Genomic DNA, 18,163 nt, shown 5'->3' with positions numbered 1-18,163 from the left:
GGAAAAAAATGGATATCGTTCAATTAATTGGTAAAGATCCACAGGTAAAGGAATGGCTCAACCAGATAGAAGAAAAATCACCAAGACAATTGATCACTGGTTTAGCTGGTTCAGCCAAAACTCTTCTCTTTGCTCGAGCGTTCAAAAAAACAAAGAAAAACTTAGTCGTATTAATGCCTAATCTGTATTATGCGAATCAACTAGCAGAAGATTTGCAACATGTTTTGCCAGCAGAACAAATACATTCTTTTACAGTAGATGAAGTTCTTTCTGCGGAAATGGCTTTTTCTTCCCCAGAAGCAAGAAGAGAAAGAGTTGCTACACTAAATGCCCTGCAACAAAAACAACCAGGGGTCTATTTATTACCAGTAGCAGCATTGCATAAACGATTACCCAGTCCAAAAGTTTGGAAACAAGCCCAATTGACTTGGCGAACGGGAGAGGAAATAGCCGTTGACGATCTGCCTCGTCTATTGACTTTATTAGGCTACGAACGAGTTGAGATGGTGGCAAAAACAGGAGAGTATAGTATTCGTGGCAGCATCATTGATATCTATCCGATCAATCTCGAACATCCCGTACGTATCGAATTATTTGATGTAGAGATTGACTCCATGCGATATTTTGAAGTAGAAACTCAACGCTCGATCGAAAAAGTAACAGAAATTTGGATCGCACCGACAAGTGAACAGGTCTACGACCAAGCTGATTTACTTCATGGGATCGACCGACTGGAAAAGTTGTTAGAAAAGAAACTAGCGACGATTTCAGAAGAAACAGACCGCCAATTCGTGCAGGATTATTTTGGACAAGTGATCGCGCAATGGCAAGCAGGAAATCCGACAGAAGACGCGAAACTTTATGCTGATCTTCTTTATCAAGAAGAAACGACGATCCTTGATTATTTTCCAACAAGTAGTTTATTCATTGTGGATGATTATCAACGAATCATGGAAACAAATCGGGAGATCGAAAGAGAAGCAGCTGAATGGCAAACACAAAAAATTAGTGAATTACGTGTCTTCTCAGAGCAAGTCTTTGTCAATGATGTGCATAAATTAGTTCAAAAAGAAAAATTTGTGACGACTTTTTTTGCGCTTTTTCAAAAGGGTATGGGGAATTTACGTTTTCAAGCGATTCACAATTTTCAATATCGTACGATGCAACAATTTTTCGGTCAAATGCCATTATTGAAAACAGAAATGGACCGATGGCGTAAGCAAGAACAAACAGTAGTCATCTTTATTCCTACGAAAGAACGGATTAGAAAAGCGGAGCAGATGTTACGTGATGAAGAGATCCTAGTCGTGGAAACCGAAAAAGAAAAACTGATCAGAGGACAAGTGCAACTAGTGGAAGGGGCGCTGCAAACAGGGTTCGAACTTCCTCAAGAGAAAATAGTCGCGATTACGGAAAAAGAAATTTTCCAAAAAACGACGAAGAAACAAACACGGCGACAAACCGTAACGAATGCGGAACGTTTAAAAAGCTATAATGAACTAAAAGCAGGCGACTATGTCGTTCACGCAAATCACGGGATCGGTAAATATATTGGGATGGAAACGTTAGAAGTGGATGGTGTCCATCAAGACTACATGACGATCCTTTATCAAAATGACGATAAATTATTTATTCCGGTTACCCAGCTGAATTTGATCCAAAAATATGTTGCTTCTGAATCAAAAGCACCTCGTATCAATAAATTAGGCAGTAGTGAATGGACGAAAACCAAAAGAAAGGTTTCGTCTAAAATTGAAGATATCGCAGATGATCTGATCAAACTATATGCTGCCAGAGAATCAGAAAAAGGGTATGCGTTTGGACCGGATGATGGGTATCAAAAAGAATTTGAAAATGCCTTCCCATACTCTGAAACGGATGACCAATTACGGAGTGCCGCAGAGATCAAACGAGATATGGAAAAAGAAAAACCGATGGATCGTTTGCTCGTTGGTGATGTTGGCTACGGTAAAACGGAAGTGGCTTTACGAGCTGCTTTTAAAGCCGTCAAGGAAAGTAAACAAGTTGCCTTTTTAGTTCCTACGACCATTCTCGCCCAACAACACTATGAAACGATGTTGGAACGTTTTGAAGGATTTCCAGTAAATGTAGGTCTATTGAGTCGTTTCCGAACGAAAAAACAACAAAAAGAAACGATTGAACAATTACGTACTGGACAAATCGATATCGTAGTCGGAACGCATCGTATCTTATCTAAAGACATTGAATTTAGTGACTTAGGGTTATTGATCGTTGACGAAGAACAGCGTTTTGGTGTAAAACATAAAGAACGTTTGAAACAACTACGTGCCCAAGTGGATGTCTTGACGTTGACAGCGACACCGATCCCACGGACACTCCACATGTCAATGCTCGGGGTTCGTGATTTATCAGTGATCGAAACACCGCCTGCCAATCGTTATCCGATTCAAACTTACGTGATGGAAAAAAATCCTGGAGCGATTCGTGAAGCTATCCATCGAGAAATGGGGCGTGGCGGTCAAGTGTTCTATCTCTATAATCGAGTAGAGACGATCGAACAAAAAGTGGAAGAAATCCAAGAACTTGTACCAGAAGCACGGATCGGTTATGCGCATGGTCAAATGACTGAAGCACAATTAGAAAATACATTGTTTGATTTTATTGAAGGACAATATGATGTGTTAGTCACAACGACGATCATTGAAACGGGTGTCGATATTCCAAATGCGAATACGCTCTTCGTTGAAAATGCTGATTACATGGGGCTATCGACTCTTTATCAATTACGAGGTCGTGTGGGACGAAGCAACCGAGTGGCGTACGCCTACTTCATGTATGAACAACAAAAAATCTTGAATGAAGTCAGCGAAAAACGTCTTCAAGCCATTAAAGATTTCACCGAACTAGGCTCTGGTTTTAAAATCGCTATGCGGGATTTATCGATCCGAGGAGCAGGAAATCTGCTAGGTGCGCAGCAGCACGGCTTTATTGATGCTGTCGGATTCGACATGTATTCGCAAATGTTAAGTGATGCTGTTTTACGTAAACAAGGAAAGAACAACCAAGTGGAAAAAACAGCAGTTGAAATCGATCTTGGGGTCGATGCTTACTTGCCAGAAGAATATGTTTCGGACCAAAGACAGAAAATTGAAATTTATAAACGGATCAGGGAACTTGATTCACAAGAAATGCTTGATGAATTAGAAGATGATCTTTTAGACCGTTTTGGGGAATACCCTGAAGAGGTGGCACATCTCTTAACGATTGGCCAAATCAAAATGGATGGCGATCGCGCCTTGATTGAAACAATTCGCAAGCAACAGCAGACTATCGTCTTTAACCTAAGTAAAGCAGGAACAAAACGCTATACTGTAGAACAGTTATTTGAAGCTTTGACTGCAACAAAACTAAAAGCAAGTTTAGGTGTAGAAAAAGAAAAAATGGTGATTCGACTAACGGTTCCTAACAAGACCGATGAAGCAGTTTGGTTGCAAGAAATCCAACGTTTTGTCAAAGCTTTACGTGAACAAAAATATCTGTCTGCTTAGGAAGGAGCGAATACTTTGGACCATAAAGAGATGCGTCGCGTGATGCATGGCGCATTTATATTGACGATTGCTTCTTTCATAGCAAAAGTCCTAAGTGCGCTGTACCGCATTCCGCTCCAAAACTTAGTTGGTGATGAAGGATTTTATGTATACCAACAAGTATACCCAATCTATGGGATTGCCATGACTTTAGCGTTGTCTGGTTTACCGCAATTCATTTCAAAATATGTCGCTGAACGAAAAGATCCAATTCAGCGAAAAGAAGCACTGCAACGGCTTTATCCATTAGTTTTTTGGACAGGGATTGTTCTGTGGCTGTTTACTTTTCTCTTTAGCCGTTGGATTGCTTGGATGATGGGGGATCAGCAATTACGACCGCTGATCCAAATCGTTTCATTTACTTTCTTACTGATGCCAGGACTATCTTTTTATCGAGGAAATTTCCAAGGCAGATTTTTGATGGAACCGACAGCTGTTTCACAAGTCGTTGAACAATTTGTGAGAGTGGCGATCATCGTTTTCAGTGCCTTTGCTTTTCGACTATTTGGCTGGTCAGTTTACCAAACAGGAACTGCGGCTATGAGTGGTGCAGTCATCGGGGGACTTTGTGCCTATGGTGTGTTGCGCTATTATGAACAAAAGATCCATGGTGGGGCGTTAAGTTTTCGACATTTTTCGGTCACGAAACGACCTGACAAACGATTGATCCGGCGTTTTTTAGTTGAAGGGGGCTTAGTGTCAATCTATAGTGGTCTGCTGATTTTCTTTCAGCTGATCGACTCATTTTTTGTAAAAAATGCGCTTCAAGTTTATGGATTATCTGAACAAAGTGCAAAAATTGCAAAAGGAGTCTATGATCGTGGGCAACCGTTAGTTCAATTAGGACTAGTGATTGCGACTGCATTAAGTGCGACTTTCTTACCTGCATTGACGAAGTACTTGATGACGGCTGTGCATAGTCAATTTCTAAAGACTGCCAAAATCTATTTACGGTTAACAACGACTTTAGCATTAGCTGCTTCTGTAGGACTAGCTATGCTTTTACCGTATATCAACTATGCGCTATTTAAAGATTACGCTGGGAATGCAGCGTTGGTGCTATTCGTCTTTGCAATTGCTTTAACAGCAATCATCCAAACCTATCAAAGTATTGCCCAAAGTAAAAATTCTTTTCGTCCCTCTTTGAAAGGTGCAGGCTGGGGGCTGTTAGCCAAAGCTTTGGCAACCCCGTTTCTAACTGGTTATCTAGGGACAGTAGGAGCTAGTTTGTCGACCTTGCTAGGATTGGCTGTCACTCTATGGTATTTTGTCCACACGGAGACTAGTGAAATCAATCAGTTCTGGAAAGAACGTCGCTTTGGAAGTAAATTGCTTCAATGTTTGGGATGGATGATCTTAGCCTTACTGATTTATTATGGCGGACTGACGATGATTTTTGGCCCGGTTGCTCATCGGTCTTCTGCATTCTTTGCCAGTTTAGCAGGTGTAGGAATCGGAGCGTTCGTCTTTGTGAATGCTGTGATCTGGACAAAATTATTTACGGTTAGAGAATGGTTGATGTTACCGTTTGGAAAAAAGATTTTACGATTTAATAAACTTATAAAAAATAAAAGTGAGGAATCCTAATGCGATTAGATAAATTTCTTAAAATTTCCCGAATTATCAAACGCCGCTCTGTAGCAAAAGAAGTGGCAGATAAAGGAAGAATTCAAATCAACGGAAAATTGGCTAAATCTTCTAGTGATGTCAAGGTAGGCGATCAATTGAAGATCCAATTTGGAAACAAAACAATGGAAGTAAAAGTCAATGAATTACATGAGTCGACGAAAAAAGAAGATGCTCAAAAAATGTATGAGATCATTTCGGAGATTCGCAAGCAAAACACTGACGAAATAGATTAGACAACCCTCAATGATATTGGTATAATGAAAACGACAATCAAAAAAGATTGGAGCGAAGAGAAGTGACAAAAAAAAGCAACAAAATTGCTGCTTTAGATACAGAGTATGCAAAGAAAAAATATGTCGAATTTCAAGAACAACAACGCCAGTTGATTTTTCGTAGACGTCGATTAGCAGTTATTTTTATAGGTGCTTTGGTCATTTTCGCAATTTTAGGTTTTCAAATTTTTCGTGATATGCAAAGAATGAATCAATTAAACGAATTGAAAGTTGAAGCAAATACGGAATTAAGCCAAGTCAATGCTGATGTGGATCAGCTAACACAGGATGTCTCATTATTGAAAGATGATGACTATGTGGCGAAACTTGCGAGAAGCAAATACTTTTATTCAAAAGAAGGCGAGCAGGTTTATCCAGTATTAGAATCAAATACGGATGACACAGACCAAACAACTAGTTCAACAACTGCAAAATAAGCAGTATTATAAATAGGTTAATAATTAGGAGGAACATTTTTTTTATGTCAATCGAGGTAGGAGCAAAACTGCAAGGGAAAGTATCAGGAATTACAAATTTTGGCGCGTTTATTGATTTAGGAGCTGGAAAAACTGGTCTAGTTCATATCAGTGAAGTCTCAAATGGCTATATCAAAGATATTCATGATGTTTTAAGTGTCAGTGATGAAGTAACTGTTAAAGTTATCTCAGTTAATGATGATGGTAAAATTGGATTATCAATCCGTCAAACACAACCAAAACCAGCGGAATCAACAGAATCAGATGATGATAAGCGTCCAAAAAAATACCAACAAAGAGATCCTCGCGATAATCGAGGTCGTTCAACACAGAAAAAACCTTTTTCTCGCAGTCAATCTTCTAATAACCATAAAGAAGACTTCGATTCATTAATGAGTTCATTTTTAAAGGATAGTGATGATCGATTGACTTCCTTGAAGCGCAATACAGAAGGTAAACGTGGCGGACGCGGCGGACGTCGCAGCTAACCAAAAACTTAAGAGCAGGCAATTGTCGCAGACTTTTGTCCGCTCTTTTTTTCATTGGAATCTTTGATGGTAGGTTGATCGAAGCCGAGAAGGAACAAGGAAGTGATTCGATGGAAGAAGAACAAGACGCAAGGAAGATCAGACAACGTTTTTTGACAAATTGTGAAATCAATGGTTATTTGAATGAAAAAACAAGAGCGCTACTGGCGGTTTCTGGGGGAGTAGATTCTATGGTTCTTCTGGATTTAATGATGGAAGCGCAAAAAAAATGGGGTTTCTTTTTGGCAGTGACCCATATCAATCATCAATTAAGAGAAGAATCTGTTCATGAAGTTGCGTATTTAAAGAAGTATTGTCAACAACATCAACTCCCGTTACAAGTGGAAGTTTGGGAAAAGCCAACAAAAAAGGGCATTGAAACAGCGGCTCGAGAGTTTCGTTATCAAGTGTTTGCGAAGCAGATGCAAAGCGGCAGCTATGACTGCCTAATGACGGCACATCATGGGGATGACCAAATGGAAACGGTTTTAATGAAGTTGTTGCGTGGGGGGCAACTTAGTACCTATGCTGGGATCAAAGAAGCCCAACCCTTCTCCAATGGTCGATTGATTCGTCCGTTACTAGGATTTAGTAAGGCGCAATTATATCAATATGCTTCAGAGCGAGAGCTGGTTTATTTTGAAGACCATACGAATCAAGAGTTGGATGTTCAACGTAATCGCCTTCGTCATTTGGTTCTGCCTCAACTAAAACAAGAAAATCCACAAGCAATGGTTCATTTTCAACGTTTTTCGCAGCAGATCCAATGGGCAGATCGATTGATTCAAACACACATGAAGAAAGTCTTGATGGAAAATGTCGTAGAAGAAAACGAACGGGTGCATTTTCCTTGGAAACTATTAGCGGAGATGCCAGAAGAAGAAAGCTATTATTTCTTATACGCATTCTTTGATCATTTTTTTGAAAAAACAGCGATCGTGATCAAAGAAAAACAAATCCAACTGATTTTACAACAGTGTCAACAGAAAAAAGGCCAATGGAAAATTACTCTTGAACGAGGGTGGGTTCTGCAACGTAGCTATGAAAAAATCTATCTTATCCAAGAGAAAGCTGATCCCTCAAAAACAATACAAGAACGAACAGAGGCGTATAAGTTGGAGTTGAATCAACGCATCAGGTTAGATGAAAGCTGCTGGATCGGCTTGTTTACACCTGAAGCAGCCGAAGAAGCTAGAAAAGCAGATGATTGGGACGAGTTTTCTCATGATCTTTGGCTATCTTCACATCAAGAACTGTTTGTAGGAAAGAGACAAGCAGGAGAGCGTATCCAGCTAAATAGCAAACTAAAAAAGAAAATATCCAGATATTTGATTGATAACAAAGTACCTGATTCACAAAGAAAAGAGGCATGGGTCGTGAGGGATCAAAATGAAAATATTTATAGTTTGGTCCCATTTACCTATTCCTATTTGAGTATTGGTGTAGAAACTGATAAAATACACTACATACTTCTTTACAAATATCACAAAGAAGCAATTGGAAGGAGAACCTGATGTTAGAAAAGGATATTGAAAAAGTTTTGATTACAAGAGAAGAAATACAAGTTCGTTGTGAAGAACTAGGCAAAGAATTGGCAGAAACTTATAAGCATAATAATCCACTCGTTGTTGGTGTTCTAAAAGGCGCTGTTCCATTCATGGCAGATATCATACGTTCGATTGATGCTCACTTGGAAATAGACTTTATGGATGTTTCAAGTTATGGAAATGCAACGGTTTCATCAGGAGAAGTCAAAATCGTCAAAGATTTAGATACCAATGTTGAAGGCCGTGACTTACTGATCGTTGAAGATATCATCGATAGTGGAAGAACACTCGCTTATTTGGTTGATCTATTTAAATACCGTAAAGCAAAATCAGTGAAAATTGTCACATTGCTTGATAAACCAGAAGGTAGAGTAGTTGATATTGAAGCAGACTATGTTGGATTCAATGTTCCTAATGAATTTGTAGTGGGTTACGGATTAGATTATGCAGAAGCTTACCGTAATTTACCATACATCGGTGTATTGAAGCCTAGCGTTTATCAATCAAATTAGTGCTGTATCTACTATAAATTGTGTTACAATAGAATGGTCAGGATTGATAAAAAAAATGCTAAATTAAAATAACGCATAGGGAGGGCAACTATGAACAAAAAAAACAATGGCATGATGAAAAATGCCTTGTATTATGTCCTCGTAATCTTAGCGATGGTTATGGTCGTATATTTTATCTTTGGTAATAACGGCCAACGATCGTCAGATATCGAGTACACAAAATTTACAGAACAATTACAAGCAGGTAAAATCAAAGAATTTGAAGTACAACCTGCAAATGGTGTATATAAAATTTCTGGAGAGTATAAAGAACAGCAAACCGTCTCTAACAGTGGTGGACTTGCTATCTTAGGATCGACAGATACAAAAACGACACACTTTACAACGATTATTTTGCCAAACGATACCACACTTAGCCAAGTGACTGATTTAGCGAAAGAACATAACGTAGCTACAACAGTCAAAGAAGAATCAAGCAGTGGCGTATGGGTATCCTTATTGCTAAGCTTCTTACCAATTATCATCCTTGTGTTCTTCTTCTATATGATGATGGGGCAACAAGGTGGTGGCGGAGGCGGCGGTGGCCGTGTCATGAACTTTGGTAAATCAAAAGCCAAAGAAGCCGACAAAAAAGCTAACCGTGTACGCTTCTCAGATGTCGCTGGTGCAGAAGAAGAGAAACAAGAGTTGGTTGAAGTTGTTGAATTCTTAAGAGATCCGCGACGTTTTGTTGAGTTAGGCGCACGTATCCCAGCTGGTGTTCTTTTAGAAGGACCTCCAGGAACTGGTAAAACATTGTTAGCAAAAGCTGTAGCTGGAGAAGCGGGTGTACCGTTTTACTCTATTTCAGGTTCTGACTTTGTAGAAATGTTTGTGGGTGTTGGGGCAAGTCGTGTTCGTGACTTATTTGAAACAGCGAAGAAAAATGCTCCAGCAATCATCTTCATCGATGAAATTGATGCTGTTGGTCGTCAACGTGGCGCAGGCATGGGCGGTGGACATGATGAACGTGAACAAACACTGAACCAATTGCTAGTTGAAATGGACGGATTTGATGGGAATGAAGGTGTTATCGTCATTGCTGCAACAAACCGTTCAGATGTACTTGACCCTGCACTTTTACGTCCAGGACGTTTTGACCGTCAAATTTTAGTTGGTCGTCCAGATGTAAAAGGCCGTGAAGCAATCTTACGTGTTCACGCACGAAACAAACCGATGGCAGATGACGTTGATTTGAAAGTCGTGGCACAACAAACACCAGGTTTTGCTGGTGCAGATTTAGAAAATGTCTTAAACGAAGCAGCTTTAGTTGCGGCTCGTCGTAACAAGAAGAAAATCGATGCTTCAGATATTGATGAAGCAGAAGATCGCGTGATTGCAGGTCCAGCTAAGAAAGATCGCGTAATCAGCAAAAAAGAACGAGAAATGGTGGCTTATCACGAAGCAGGTCATACGATCGTTGGTTTAGTCTTGAGTCGGGCACGTGTGGTTCATAAAGTAACCATTATTCCACGTGGACGTGCAGGTGGTTATATGATCGCCTTACCAAAAGAAGATCAATTCTTAATGACAAAAGAAGATATGTTTGAACAAATCGTTGGTTTGCTTGGTGGTCGAACAGCAGAAGAAATCATCTTCAACGTTCAATCAACTGGGGCTTCTAATGACTTTGAACAAGCAACAGCTTTAGCACGAAGCATGGTAACTGAATATGGAATGAGTGATCGTTTAGGTCCAGTTCAATATGAAGGAAATCATCAAGTATTCGTTGGTCGTGACTATGGTCAAACGAAAGCTTACTCTGAACAAGTGGCCTTTGAAATTGACCAAGAAGTGCGTAAGATTTTGATGGAAGCTCATCAAAAAGCGCATGAGATCATCGAAGCACATCGAGCACAACATAAATTGATCGCTGAAAAACTGTTAGAATTTGAAACACTCGATGCGAAAGCAATCAAATCTTTATTTGAAAAAGGTGTTATGCCTGAAGGTTCAGAATCTGCTAACTATCCTAGTGAAAAAGAAGCGCAAACTTTTGAAGAAGCAAAACGTGCTTTGGAAGAAAAAGACGCAGAAAAACAAGCGGAAGAAAAACAAGATTTTGAGCACGATAAGAAAGAATTTGAAGAAGAGAAAAAAGAATTAAATGAAGAAGAACATCAAACTTCTTCAACAGATGATTCGGATGATCAACCGAAATAATCGCTAAAAAATGAGAGCTACGACAAAAGTCGTGGCTCTTTTTTAGTAGTTGTTTTATTTTTTATTATAGAATAGGCAAATAAAAGAAAAGATAACATTCATAAGTTGAAAATTATCAGCGTAACTAGTATGATTCACTATGAATTTAAAAATCGGAAAAGAGGTACATAAATAAATGGAAGATTATTTGATCAAGGCACTGGCCTATGATGGCTATGTACGTGCTTATGCAGTTCAAGCAACAAACACTGTTGCAGAAGCCCAAAAGCGACACGACACTTGGCATACATCATCGGCTGCATTAGGTCGTACGCTTGTTGGCGGACTTTTACTAGGTTCGACGCTAAAAGGCGAAGACAAGTTAACTGTGCGGATTCAAGGGAATGGTCCGGCTAATGGGATTGTGGTAGATGCGAATGGCAAAGGAGAAGTCAAAGGCTATATCCAAAACCCTCATTTGAGCCTACCTTTGAATGAAGCAGGAAAAATTGATGTGCGTGGTGCTGTGGGAACGCAAGGGATGTTCAGTGTTACTAAAGACCTCGGTTTGAAAGAACCATTTTCGGGACAAACACCTATTGTTTCTGGAGAAATTGCGGAAGACTTTACCTATTATCTTGCAATCTCAGAACAGATTCCTTCAGCAGTTGGATTGAGCGTTTTAGTTAACACGGATGACAGTATCAAAACAGCTGGTGGATTTATGATCCAAATCATGCCTGGTGCAGATGAAGAAACTATCAGTAAAATCGAAGAACAATTAAAAACGACACCACGTATTTCTACTTTATTAGACGAAGGATTAACACCTGAAAAAATTCTTGAAGGTTTACTAGGAACTAGTGAGTTGAATATTTTAGAGAAAATGCCGGTACAATTCAAATGTGATTGCTCAAAAGAAAAATTTGGGGAAGCAATTATTGCTTTAGGGGCAGAAGAAATCCAAGCGATGATTGATGAAGATCACGGAGCAGAAGCCGTTTGTTCATTCTGCAACAACAAGTATGAATACAGTGAAGCAGAATTATCCGAGCTAAAAGCAGAAGCGCTGGGAGGAAAATAAGTGGAACATACATGGAAAATCGGACATGTTGAAATTCCCAATCGAGTAGTTGTCGCACCGATGGCTGGAATCACTAATTCAGCTTTTCGTGTGACCGTCAAAGAGTTCGGTGCTGGATTAGTCGTCTGTGAGATGATCAGTGACCAAGGAATCCATTTTAGAAACAAGAAAACATTAGAGATGCTGCATATCGAAGAAACAGAACATCCACTAAGCTTGCAAATTTTTGGTGGAAACAAAGATACTTTGGTCGAGGCTGCCCAATTCGTTCAAGAAAATACAGCGGCTGACATCATTGATATCAATATGGGTTGCCCAGTGAACAAAATCATCAAAGCAGAAGCAGGTGCTAAATGGTTATTGGATCCAGATAAAGTTTATGAGATGGTACAAGCTGTCTCTTCTGCTGTTGATGTACCAGTTACTGTGAAAATGAGAATCGGTTGGGATGAACAACATGTTTTTGCTGTGCAAAATGCTTTAGCGGCTGAAGCAGCTGGCGCCAGTGCAATCGCCATGCACGGACGTACGAGAGTACAAATGTATGAAGGTAAAGCAAACTGGGAAGTATTGAAAGAAGTTAAAAGTCAGCTCAAGATCCCATTTATGGGCAATGGAGATGTCAAAACTCCGGAAGATGCTAAAAGAATGTTAGAATACGTAGGAGCGGATGGTGTGATGATTGGGCGTGCAGCGTTAGGCAATCCTTGGATGATCCATCGCACCCAGCATTACTTAGAAACCGGCGAGTTAATCCCTGAACCAACACCAAGAGAAAAAATCGAGACCGCTAAATTACATTTGAAACGTTTAGTCGATTTAAAAGGGGAGGTTGTTGCGTGCCGAGAATTTCGGACACATGCTTCCTATTATTTAAAAGGAATCTCTCGAGCAGCAAAAGTAAAAGTTGCAATCAATCAAGCAGAAAAACAAGTAGAAATCAATGAATTGCTTGACCGCTTTTTAGAGAAAACAGAAAAAGTATCTGTGAAATAATCTAGTGATTTTCTAAGTTTTTCGTGAATTTTCAAGTCGAACTTTAAGTTCGGCTTGCTTTTTTTGTGTTTCATTGGCATTATAGGAAAGAGAATAACATGAGAATGGAGGAACTTTTGTGACACAGGAACAACAACATCAAGTAGAAGATTTAAACGATCAAATGCTTGTTCGCCGTCAAAAAATGGAGCAATTAAGAGAAAATGGGATTGATCCTTTTGGTAAACGATTTGAACGTACGCACAATTCAGAAGAATTACATGAATTGTTTGATCCAAGAACAAAAGAAGAATTAGCAGAGATGGGGCTAACTGCAAGTGTAGCCGGTCGAATGATCACTCGTCGTGGTAAAGGAAAAGCTGGATTTGCTCACTTACAAGATCGTGAAGGCCAAATCCAAATTTATGTACGTAAAGATCAAGTAGGTGATGAAGCCTATGATGTATTCAAACATGCTGATTTAGGAGACTTCTTTGGCGTAACAGGTGAAATCATGAAGACTGATACGGGCGAAGTTTCAATCAAGGCATCAGAAATCACTATTTTATCAAAAGCTTTACGTCCGCTACCAGATAAATACCATGGATTGACTAATATCGAACAACGTTATCGTCAACGTTATCTTGATTTGATCAGTAACCGTGAAAGTTTTGATCGCTTCATGAAACGTAGCCAAATTATTAGCGAAATCCGTCGTTACTTAGATGGTAATGGCTATATTGAAGTAGAAACACCAGTCTTACACAATGAAGCCGGTGGTGCTGCAGCTCGTCCATTTATTACACACCATAACGCACTAGATATTGATTTATACTTACGTATTGCGTTAGAACTTCATTTAAAACGCCTAATTGTGGGTGGAATGGAAAAAGTTTACGAAATCGGTCGCGTTTTCCGTAATGAAGGGATCGATACAACTCATAATCCAGAATTTACGATGTTAGAAGCTTACACCGCTTATACAGATTTCCAGGATGTCATGAACTTGACTGAAGGAATCATTCGTAATGCAGCCCAAAAAGTTCTTGGTACAGCAGAAATCACTTATGATGGCCAAGCAGTTGATTTGGAAAGTGACTTTAAACGTATCCATATGGTAGATGCGATCAAAGAGCAAACAGGTGTCGATTTCTGGAAAGAAATGACATTAGAAGAAGCATTAGCACTTGCTGAAGAGCATCACGTAGAAGTGACCGAAGCAATGGGCGTAGGTCATGTCATCAATGAGTTCTTTGAAACTTTTGTGGAAGAAACATTGACACAACCAACTTTTGTTTACGGACATCCAGTAGAAGTATCTCCATTGGCGAAAAAGAATCCAGAAGATCCACGCTTTACCGATCGTTTTGAATTGTTTATCGTTGGTCGGGAATTTGCGAATGCCTTTACCGAATTAAATGATCCGATTGATCAAAGAGAACGTTTTGAAGCCCAAGAAAAAGAACGTGAGCTAGGAAACGATGAAGCACACGGTGTCGATGAAGACTTCTTGGAAGCTTTAGAATATGGTATGCCACCAACTGGCGGTCTAGGTATCGGAATTGACCGTTTAGTTATGTTATTGACGGATGCACAGTCGATCCGTGATGTTTTACTATTCCCAACGATGCGTTAGATATGGTGAATATGAATAAAAAAGAAGCCAAGAACTGTTGGCTTCTTTTTTTATAATCTAGTAAAAGAGAGAAGTTAAAGGATCACTCTATTTTTAATAGATAGCGTAAAACTTACACCACTTTTTGTCAGTTTCTTTTTTGAAATAATGAGGTACGGTAAAAAAATGCAAGGCGAGGATAATCGAGAAATTTATTATGTGGAGGCATAGATAAAGGAATTGCTTGCTTGTATTTGAGTGGATTGATTAAACGATCTTCTTATTTATAACGAATATTAAAGAATAAGGGAGGAGTAATATCGCAGGAAAACTATTAAAATACGAATGATTATTTTTAAAATTACAGAAATGATCGTCCAATGAAAAAAACTTGAAAAAATACAAAAAATTCGTTGACCGTTAAAGGTTTAGTTGGTATATTATTATTTGTTCAAAAGTTATCACTAAATAACTTCTGACAAAAATAAAAAATAACTTCAAAAAGTTCTTGACGTGTGAGAGATCACATGATAAGATAACTGAGTCGTTAAAAAACAACAGCTTACGAAGCTTGATTCTATCGAAAAAAACTTCAAAAAAGTTGTTGACAAATAACAAACGATGAGTTATGATAAATGAGTTGCTGAAACACTTCCGAAAAATGAAGTTAAAAAACTTTTAAAAAAAGAGTTGACAAACAAACGACACTCTGATATGATATAAAAGTTGCTACGGCAATCTCAAATGATTAGCTTTTAATCAAGTAGACCTTTGAAAACTGAACAAAGCAAAGACAAACCAAATGTGTAGGGCGTCTTGATTGATTCAAGACAACAAACATTTTTAACAAGCAAGCAATATGCTAGCAAACAATTGAGCTTAACAATCGTAAGATTGTTCGAACTTTTTATGAGAGTTTGATCCTGGCTCAGGACGAACGCTGGCGGCGTGCCTAATACATGCAAGTCGAACGCTTCTTTTTCCACCGGAGCTTGCTCCACCGGAAAAAGAGGAGTGGCGAACGGGTGAGTAACACGTGGGTAACCTGCCCATCAGAAGGGGATAACACTTGGAAACAGGTGCTAATACCGTATAACAATCGAAACCGCATGGTTTTGATTTGAAAGGCGCTTTCGGGTGTCGCTGATGGATGGACCCGCGGTGCATTAGCTAGTTGGTGAGGTAACGGCTCACCAAGGCGACGATGCATAGCCGACCTGAGAGGGTGATCGGCCACATTGGGACTGAGACACGGCCCAAACTCCTACGGGAGGCAGCAGTAGGGAATCTTCGGCAATGGACGAAAGTCTGACCGAGCAACGCCGCGTGAGTGAAGAAGGTTTTCGGATCGTAAAACTCTGTTGTTAGAGAAGAACAAGGATGAGAGTAACTGTTCATCCCTTGACGGTATCTAACCAGAAAGCCACGGCTAACTACGTGCCAGCAGCCGCGGTAATACGTAGGTGGCAAGCGTTGTCCGGATTTATTGGGCGTAAAGCGAGCGCAGGCGGTTTCTTAAGTCTGATGTGAAAGCCCCCGGCTCAACCGGGGAGGGTCATTGGAAACTGGGAGACTTGAGTGCAGAAGAGGAGAGTGGAATTCCATGTGTAGCGGTGAAATGCGTAGATATATGGAGGAACACCAGTGGCGAAGGCGGCTCTCTGGTCTGTAACTGACGCTGAGGCTCGAAAGCGTGGGGAGCAAACAGGATTAGATACCCTGGTAGTCCACGCCGTAAACGATGAGTGCTAAGTGTTGGAGGGTTTCCGCCCTTCAGTGCTGCAGCTAACGCATTAAGCACTCCGCCTGGGGAGTACGACCGCAAGGTTGAAACTCAAAGGAATTGACGGGGGCCCGCACAAGCGGTGGAGCATGTGGTTTAATTCGAAGCAACGCGAAGAACCTTACCAGGTCTTGACATCCTTTGACCACTCTAGAGATAGAGCTTCCCCTTCGGGGGCAAAGTGACAGGTGGTGCATGGTTGTCGTCAGCTCGTGTCGTGAGATGTTGGGTTAAGTCCCGCAACGAGCGCAACCCTTATTGTTAGTTGCCATCATTTAGTTGGGCACTCTAGCAAGACTGCCGGTGACAAACCGGAGGAAGGTGGGGATGACGTCAAATCATCATGCCCCTTATGACCTGGGCTACACACGTGCTACAATGGGAAGTACAACGAGTCGCAAAGTCGCGAGGCTAAGCTAATCTCTTAAAGCTTCTCTCAGTTCGGATTGTAGGCTGCAACTCGCCTACATGAAGCCGGAATCGCTAGTAATCGCGGATCAGCACGCCGCGGTGAATACGTTCCCGGGCCTTGTACACACCGCCCGTCACACCACGAGAGTTTGTAACACCCGAAGTCGGTGAGGTAACCTTTTGGAGCCAGCCGCCTAAGGTGGGATAGATGATTGGGGTGAAGTCGTAACAAGGTAGCCGTATCGGAAGGTGCGGCTGGATCACCTCCTTTCTAAGGAATATTACGGAGACTACACTGTTTGTTTTATACTTTGTTCAGTTTTGAGAGGTCTACTCTCAAAAATAAATCGGGGCCTTAGCTCAGCTGGGAGAGCGCCTGCTTTGCACGCAGGAGGTCAGCGGTTCGATCCCGCTAGGCTCCATTAACAACATTAGTTGTTAAAACATTTTGTTCATTGAAAACTGGATATTTGAAGTAAATTAGTAATACAAACCGAGAACACCGCGTTGAATGAGTTTTTTAATAAGTTCAATTGCTTATTTTCTTGATCGGACTTCTATCGCTAGAAGAAAGATCAAAACCCAACCGCAAGGTTGATAAGGTTAAGTGAATAAGGGCGCACGGTGGATGCCTTGGCACTAGGAGCCGATGAAGGACGGGACTAACACCGATATGCTTTGGGGAGCTGTACGTAAGCTATGATCCAGAGATTTCCGAATGGGGGAACCCAGCATCTTTTATAGGATGTTACGTTTGCGTGAATACATAGCGCATTCGAGGTAGACGCAGAGAACTGAAACATCTAAGTACCTGCAGGAAGAGAAAGAAAATTCGATTCCCTGAGTAGCGGCGAGCGAAACGGGAAAAGCCCAAACCAATGAGCTTGCTCATTGGGGTTGTAGGACTCCGATATGGTAGTTCTTTCAGATAATCGAATGACTTGGAAAAGTCAGTCAAAGAGGGTAAAAACCCCGTAGATGAAATTTGGAAGGCACCTAGGAGGATCCTGAGTACGGCGGAACACGAGGAATTCCGTCGGAATCCGGGAGGACCATCTCCCAAGGCTAAATACTCCCTAGTGACCGATAGTGAACCAGTACCGTGAGGGAAAGGTGAAAAGCACCCCGGAAGGGGAGTGAAATAGAACCTGAAACCGTGTGCCTACAACAAGTCAAAGCCCGTTAATGGGTGATGGCGTGCCTTTTGTAGAATGAACCGGCGAGTTACGATTGCATGCGAGGTTAAGTTGAAGAGACGGAGCCGCAGCGAAAGCGAGTCTGAATAGGGCGTTTGAGTATGTAGTCGTAGACCCGAAACCATGTGATCTACCCATGTCCAGGTTGAAGGTGCGGTAAAACGCACTGGAGGACCGAACCCACGTACGTTGAAAAGTGCGGGGATGAGGTGTGGGTAGCGGAGAAATTCCAAACGAACTTGGAGATAGCTGGTTCTCTCCGAAATAGCTTTAGGGCTAGCCTCGGAATTGAGAATGATGGAGGTAGAGCACTGTTTGGACTAGGGGCCCATCTCGGGTTACCGAATTCAGATAAACTCCGAATGCCATTCATTCATATCCGGGAG

11 protein-coding genes, 1 tRNA gene and 2 rRNA genes (1 of these 14 running past the window's edge) are annotated in these 18,163 nt (G+C 40.8%); all 14 read left to right on the top strand.

Translation table 11 applies throughout. The features are described 5' to 3' along the window. Positions 1-8 precede the first annotated feature (8 nt). Positions 9-3,530, top strand: a complete 3,522-nt coding sequence (gene mfd, locus IGK21_RS12115; RefSeq protein WP_438719427.1) for a transcription-repair coupling factor — start codon at positions 9-11, stop codon at positions 3,528-3,530. 15 nt (positions 3,531-3,545) lie between these two features. Next, the gene (locus IGK21_RS12110; protein WP_010720582.1) at positions 3,546-5,156 is read left to right on the top strand and encodes a putative polysaccharide biosynthesis protein; all 1,611 of its coding nucleotides are present in this window, start codon (positions 3,546-3,548) and stop codon (positions 5,154-5,156) included. Then, positions 5,156-5,431 (top strand): RNA-binding S4 domain-containing protein, encoded by a 276-nt coding sequence (locus tag IGK21_RS12105; RefSeq protein ID WP_010720581.1) that lies wholly within the window; start codon positions 5,156-5,158, stop codon positions 5,429-5,431. Before IGK21_RS12110 ends, IGK21_RS12105 begins: the two co-directional genes overlap by 1 nt. A gap of 62 nt (positions 5,432-5,493) precedes the next feature. Further along, a complete protein-coding gene (locus IGK21_RS12100) occupies positions 5,494-5,907 on the top strand; it encodes an FtsB family cell division protein (protein WP_010737290.1) in 414 nt (137 codons plus the stop codon). 44 nt (positions 5,908-5,951) lie between these two features. Then, positions 5,952-6,434, top strand: a complete 483-nt coding sequence (locus IGK21_RS12095; RefSeq protein ID WP_010720579.1) for a S1 domain-containing RNA-binding protein — start codon at positions 5,952-5,954, stop codon at positions 6,432-6,434. A 110-nt stretch (positions 6,435-6,544) separates the two neighbouring features. Continuing rightward, entirely contained in the window at positions 6,545-7,987 is a 1,443-nt protein-coding gene (tilS, locus tag IGK21_RS12090) for a tRNA lysidine(34) synthetase TilS (RefSeq protein WP_034700014.1), read from the top strand. After that, the gene (gene hpt / locus IGK21_RS12085; RefSeq protein WP_010737292.1) at positions 7,987-8,532 is read left to right on the top strand and encodes a hypoxanthine phosphoribosyltransferase; all 546 of its coding nucleotides are present in this window, start codon (positions 7,987-7,989) and stop codon (positions 8,530-8,532) included. The genes tilS and hpt overlap by 1 nt, the downstream gene beginning before the upstream one ends. A 90-nt stretch (positions 8,533-8,622) precedes the next feature. Then, positions 8,623-10,734: an ATP-dependent zinc metalloprotease FtsH gene (ftsH, locus tag IGK21_RS12080; protein WP_010720576.1), complete on the top strand. Its 2,112-nt coding sequence runs from the start codon at positions 8,623-8,625 to the stop codon at positions 10,732-10,734. 175 nt (positions 10,735-10,909) lie between these two features. Then, entirely contained in the window at positions 10,910-11,797 is an 888-nt protein-coding gene (hslO, locus tag IGK21_RS12075) for an Hsp33 family molecular chaperone HslO (RefSeq protein ID WP_010720575.1), read from the top strand. Continuing rightward, entirely contained in the window at positions 11,798-12,793 is a 996-nt protein-coding gene (gene dusB, locus IGK21_RS12070; RefSeq protein ID WP_034700012.1) for a tRNA dihydrouridine synthase DusB, read from the top strand. A gap of 118 nt (positions 12,794-12,911) precedes the next feature. Beyond that, on the top strand, positions 12,912-14,408 hold the full coding sequence (gene lysS, locus IGK21_RS12065) for a lysine--tRNA ligase (protein WP_010720573.1): 1,497 nt from the start codon (positions 12,912-12,914) through the stop codon (positions 14,406-14,408). A gap of 884 nt (positions 14,409-15,292) precedes the next feature. Next, a 16S ribosomal RNA gene (locus tag IGK21_RS12060) occupies positions 15,293-16,852 on the top strand. Positions 16,853-16,930: 78 nt separating this feature from the next. Continuing rightward, positions 16,931-17,003: transfer RNA gene (locus IGK21_RS12055), tRNA-Ala, on the top strand. A 179-nt stretch (positions 17,004-17,182) separates the two neighbouring features. Continuing rightward, positions 17,183-18,163: ribosomal RNA gene (locus tag IGK21_RS12050) — 23S ribosomal RNA — on the top strand (it continues 1,933 nt past the right edge of the window). The 16S and 23S rRNA genes sit together here with 1 tRNA gene alongside, the layout of an rRNA operon.

The organism is Enterococcus sp. DIV1421a (genome assembly GCF_051711025.1).
Classification (GTDB): domain Bacteria; phylum Bacillota; class Bacilli; order Lactobacillales; family Enterococcaceae; genus Enterococcus_B; species Enterococcus_B hirae.
The sequence above is the reverse complement of the archived record's forward strand: the minus strand, read 5'-3'. Positions and strand labels throughout refer to the sequence as shown.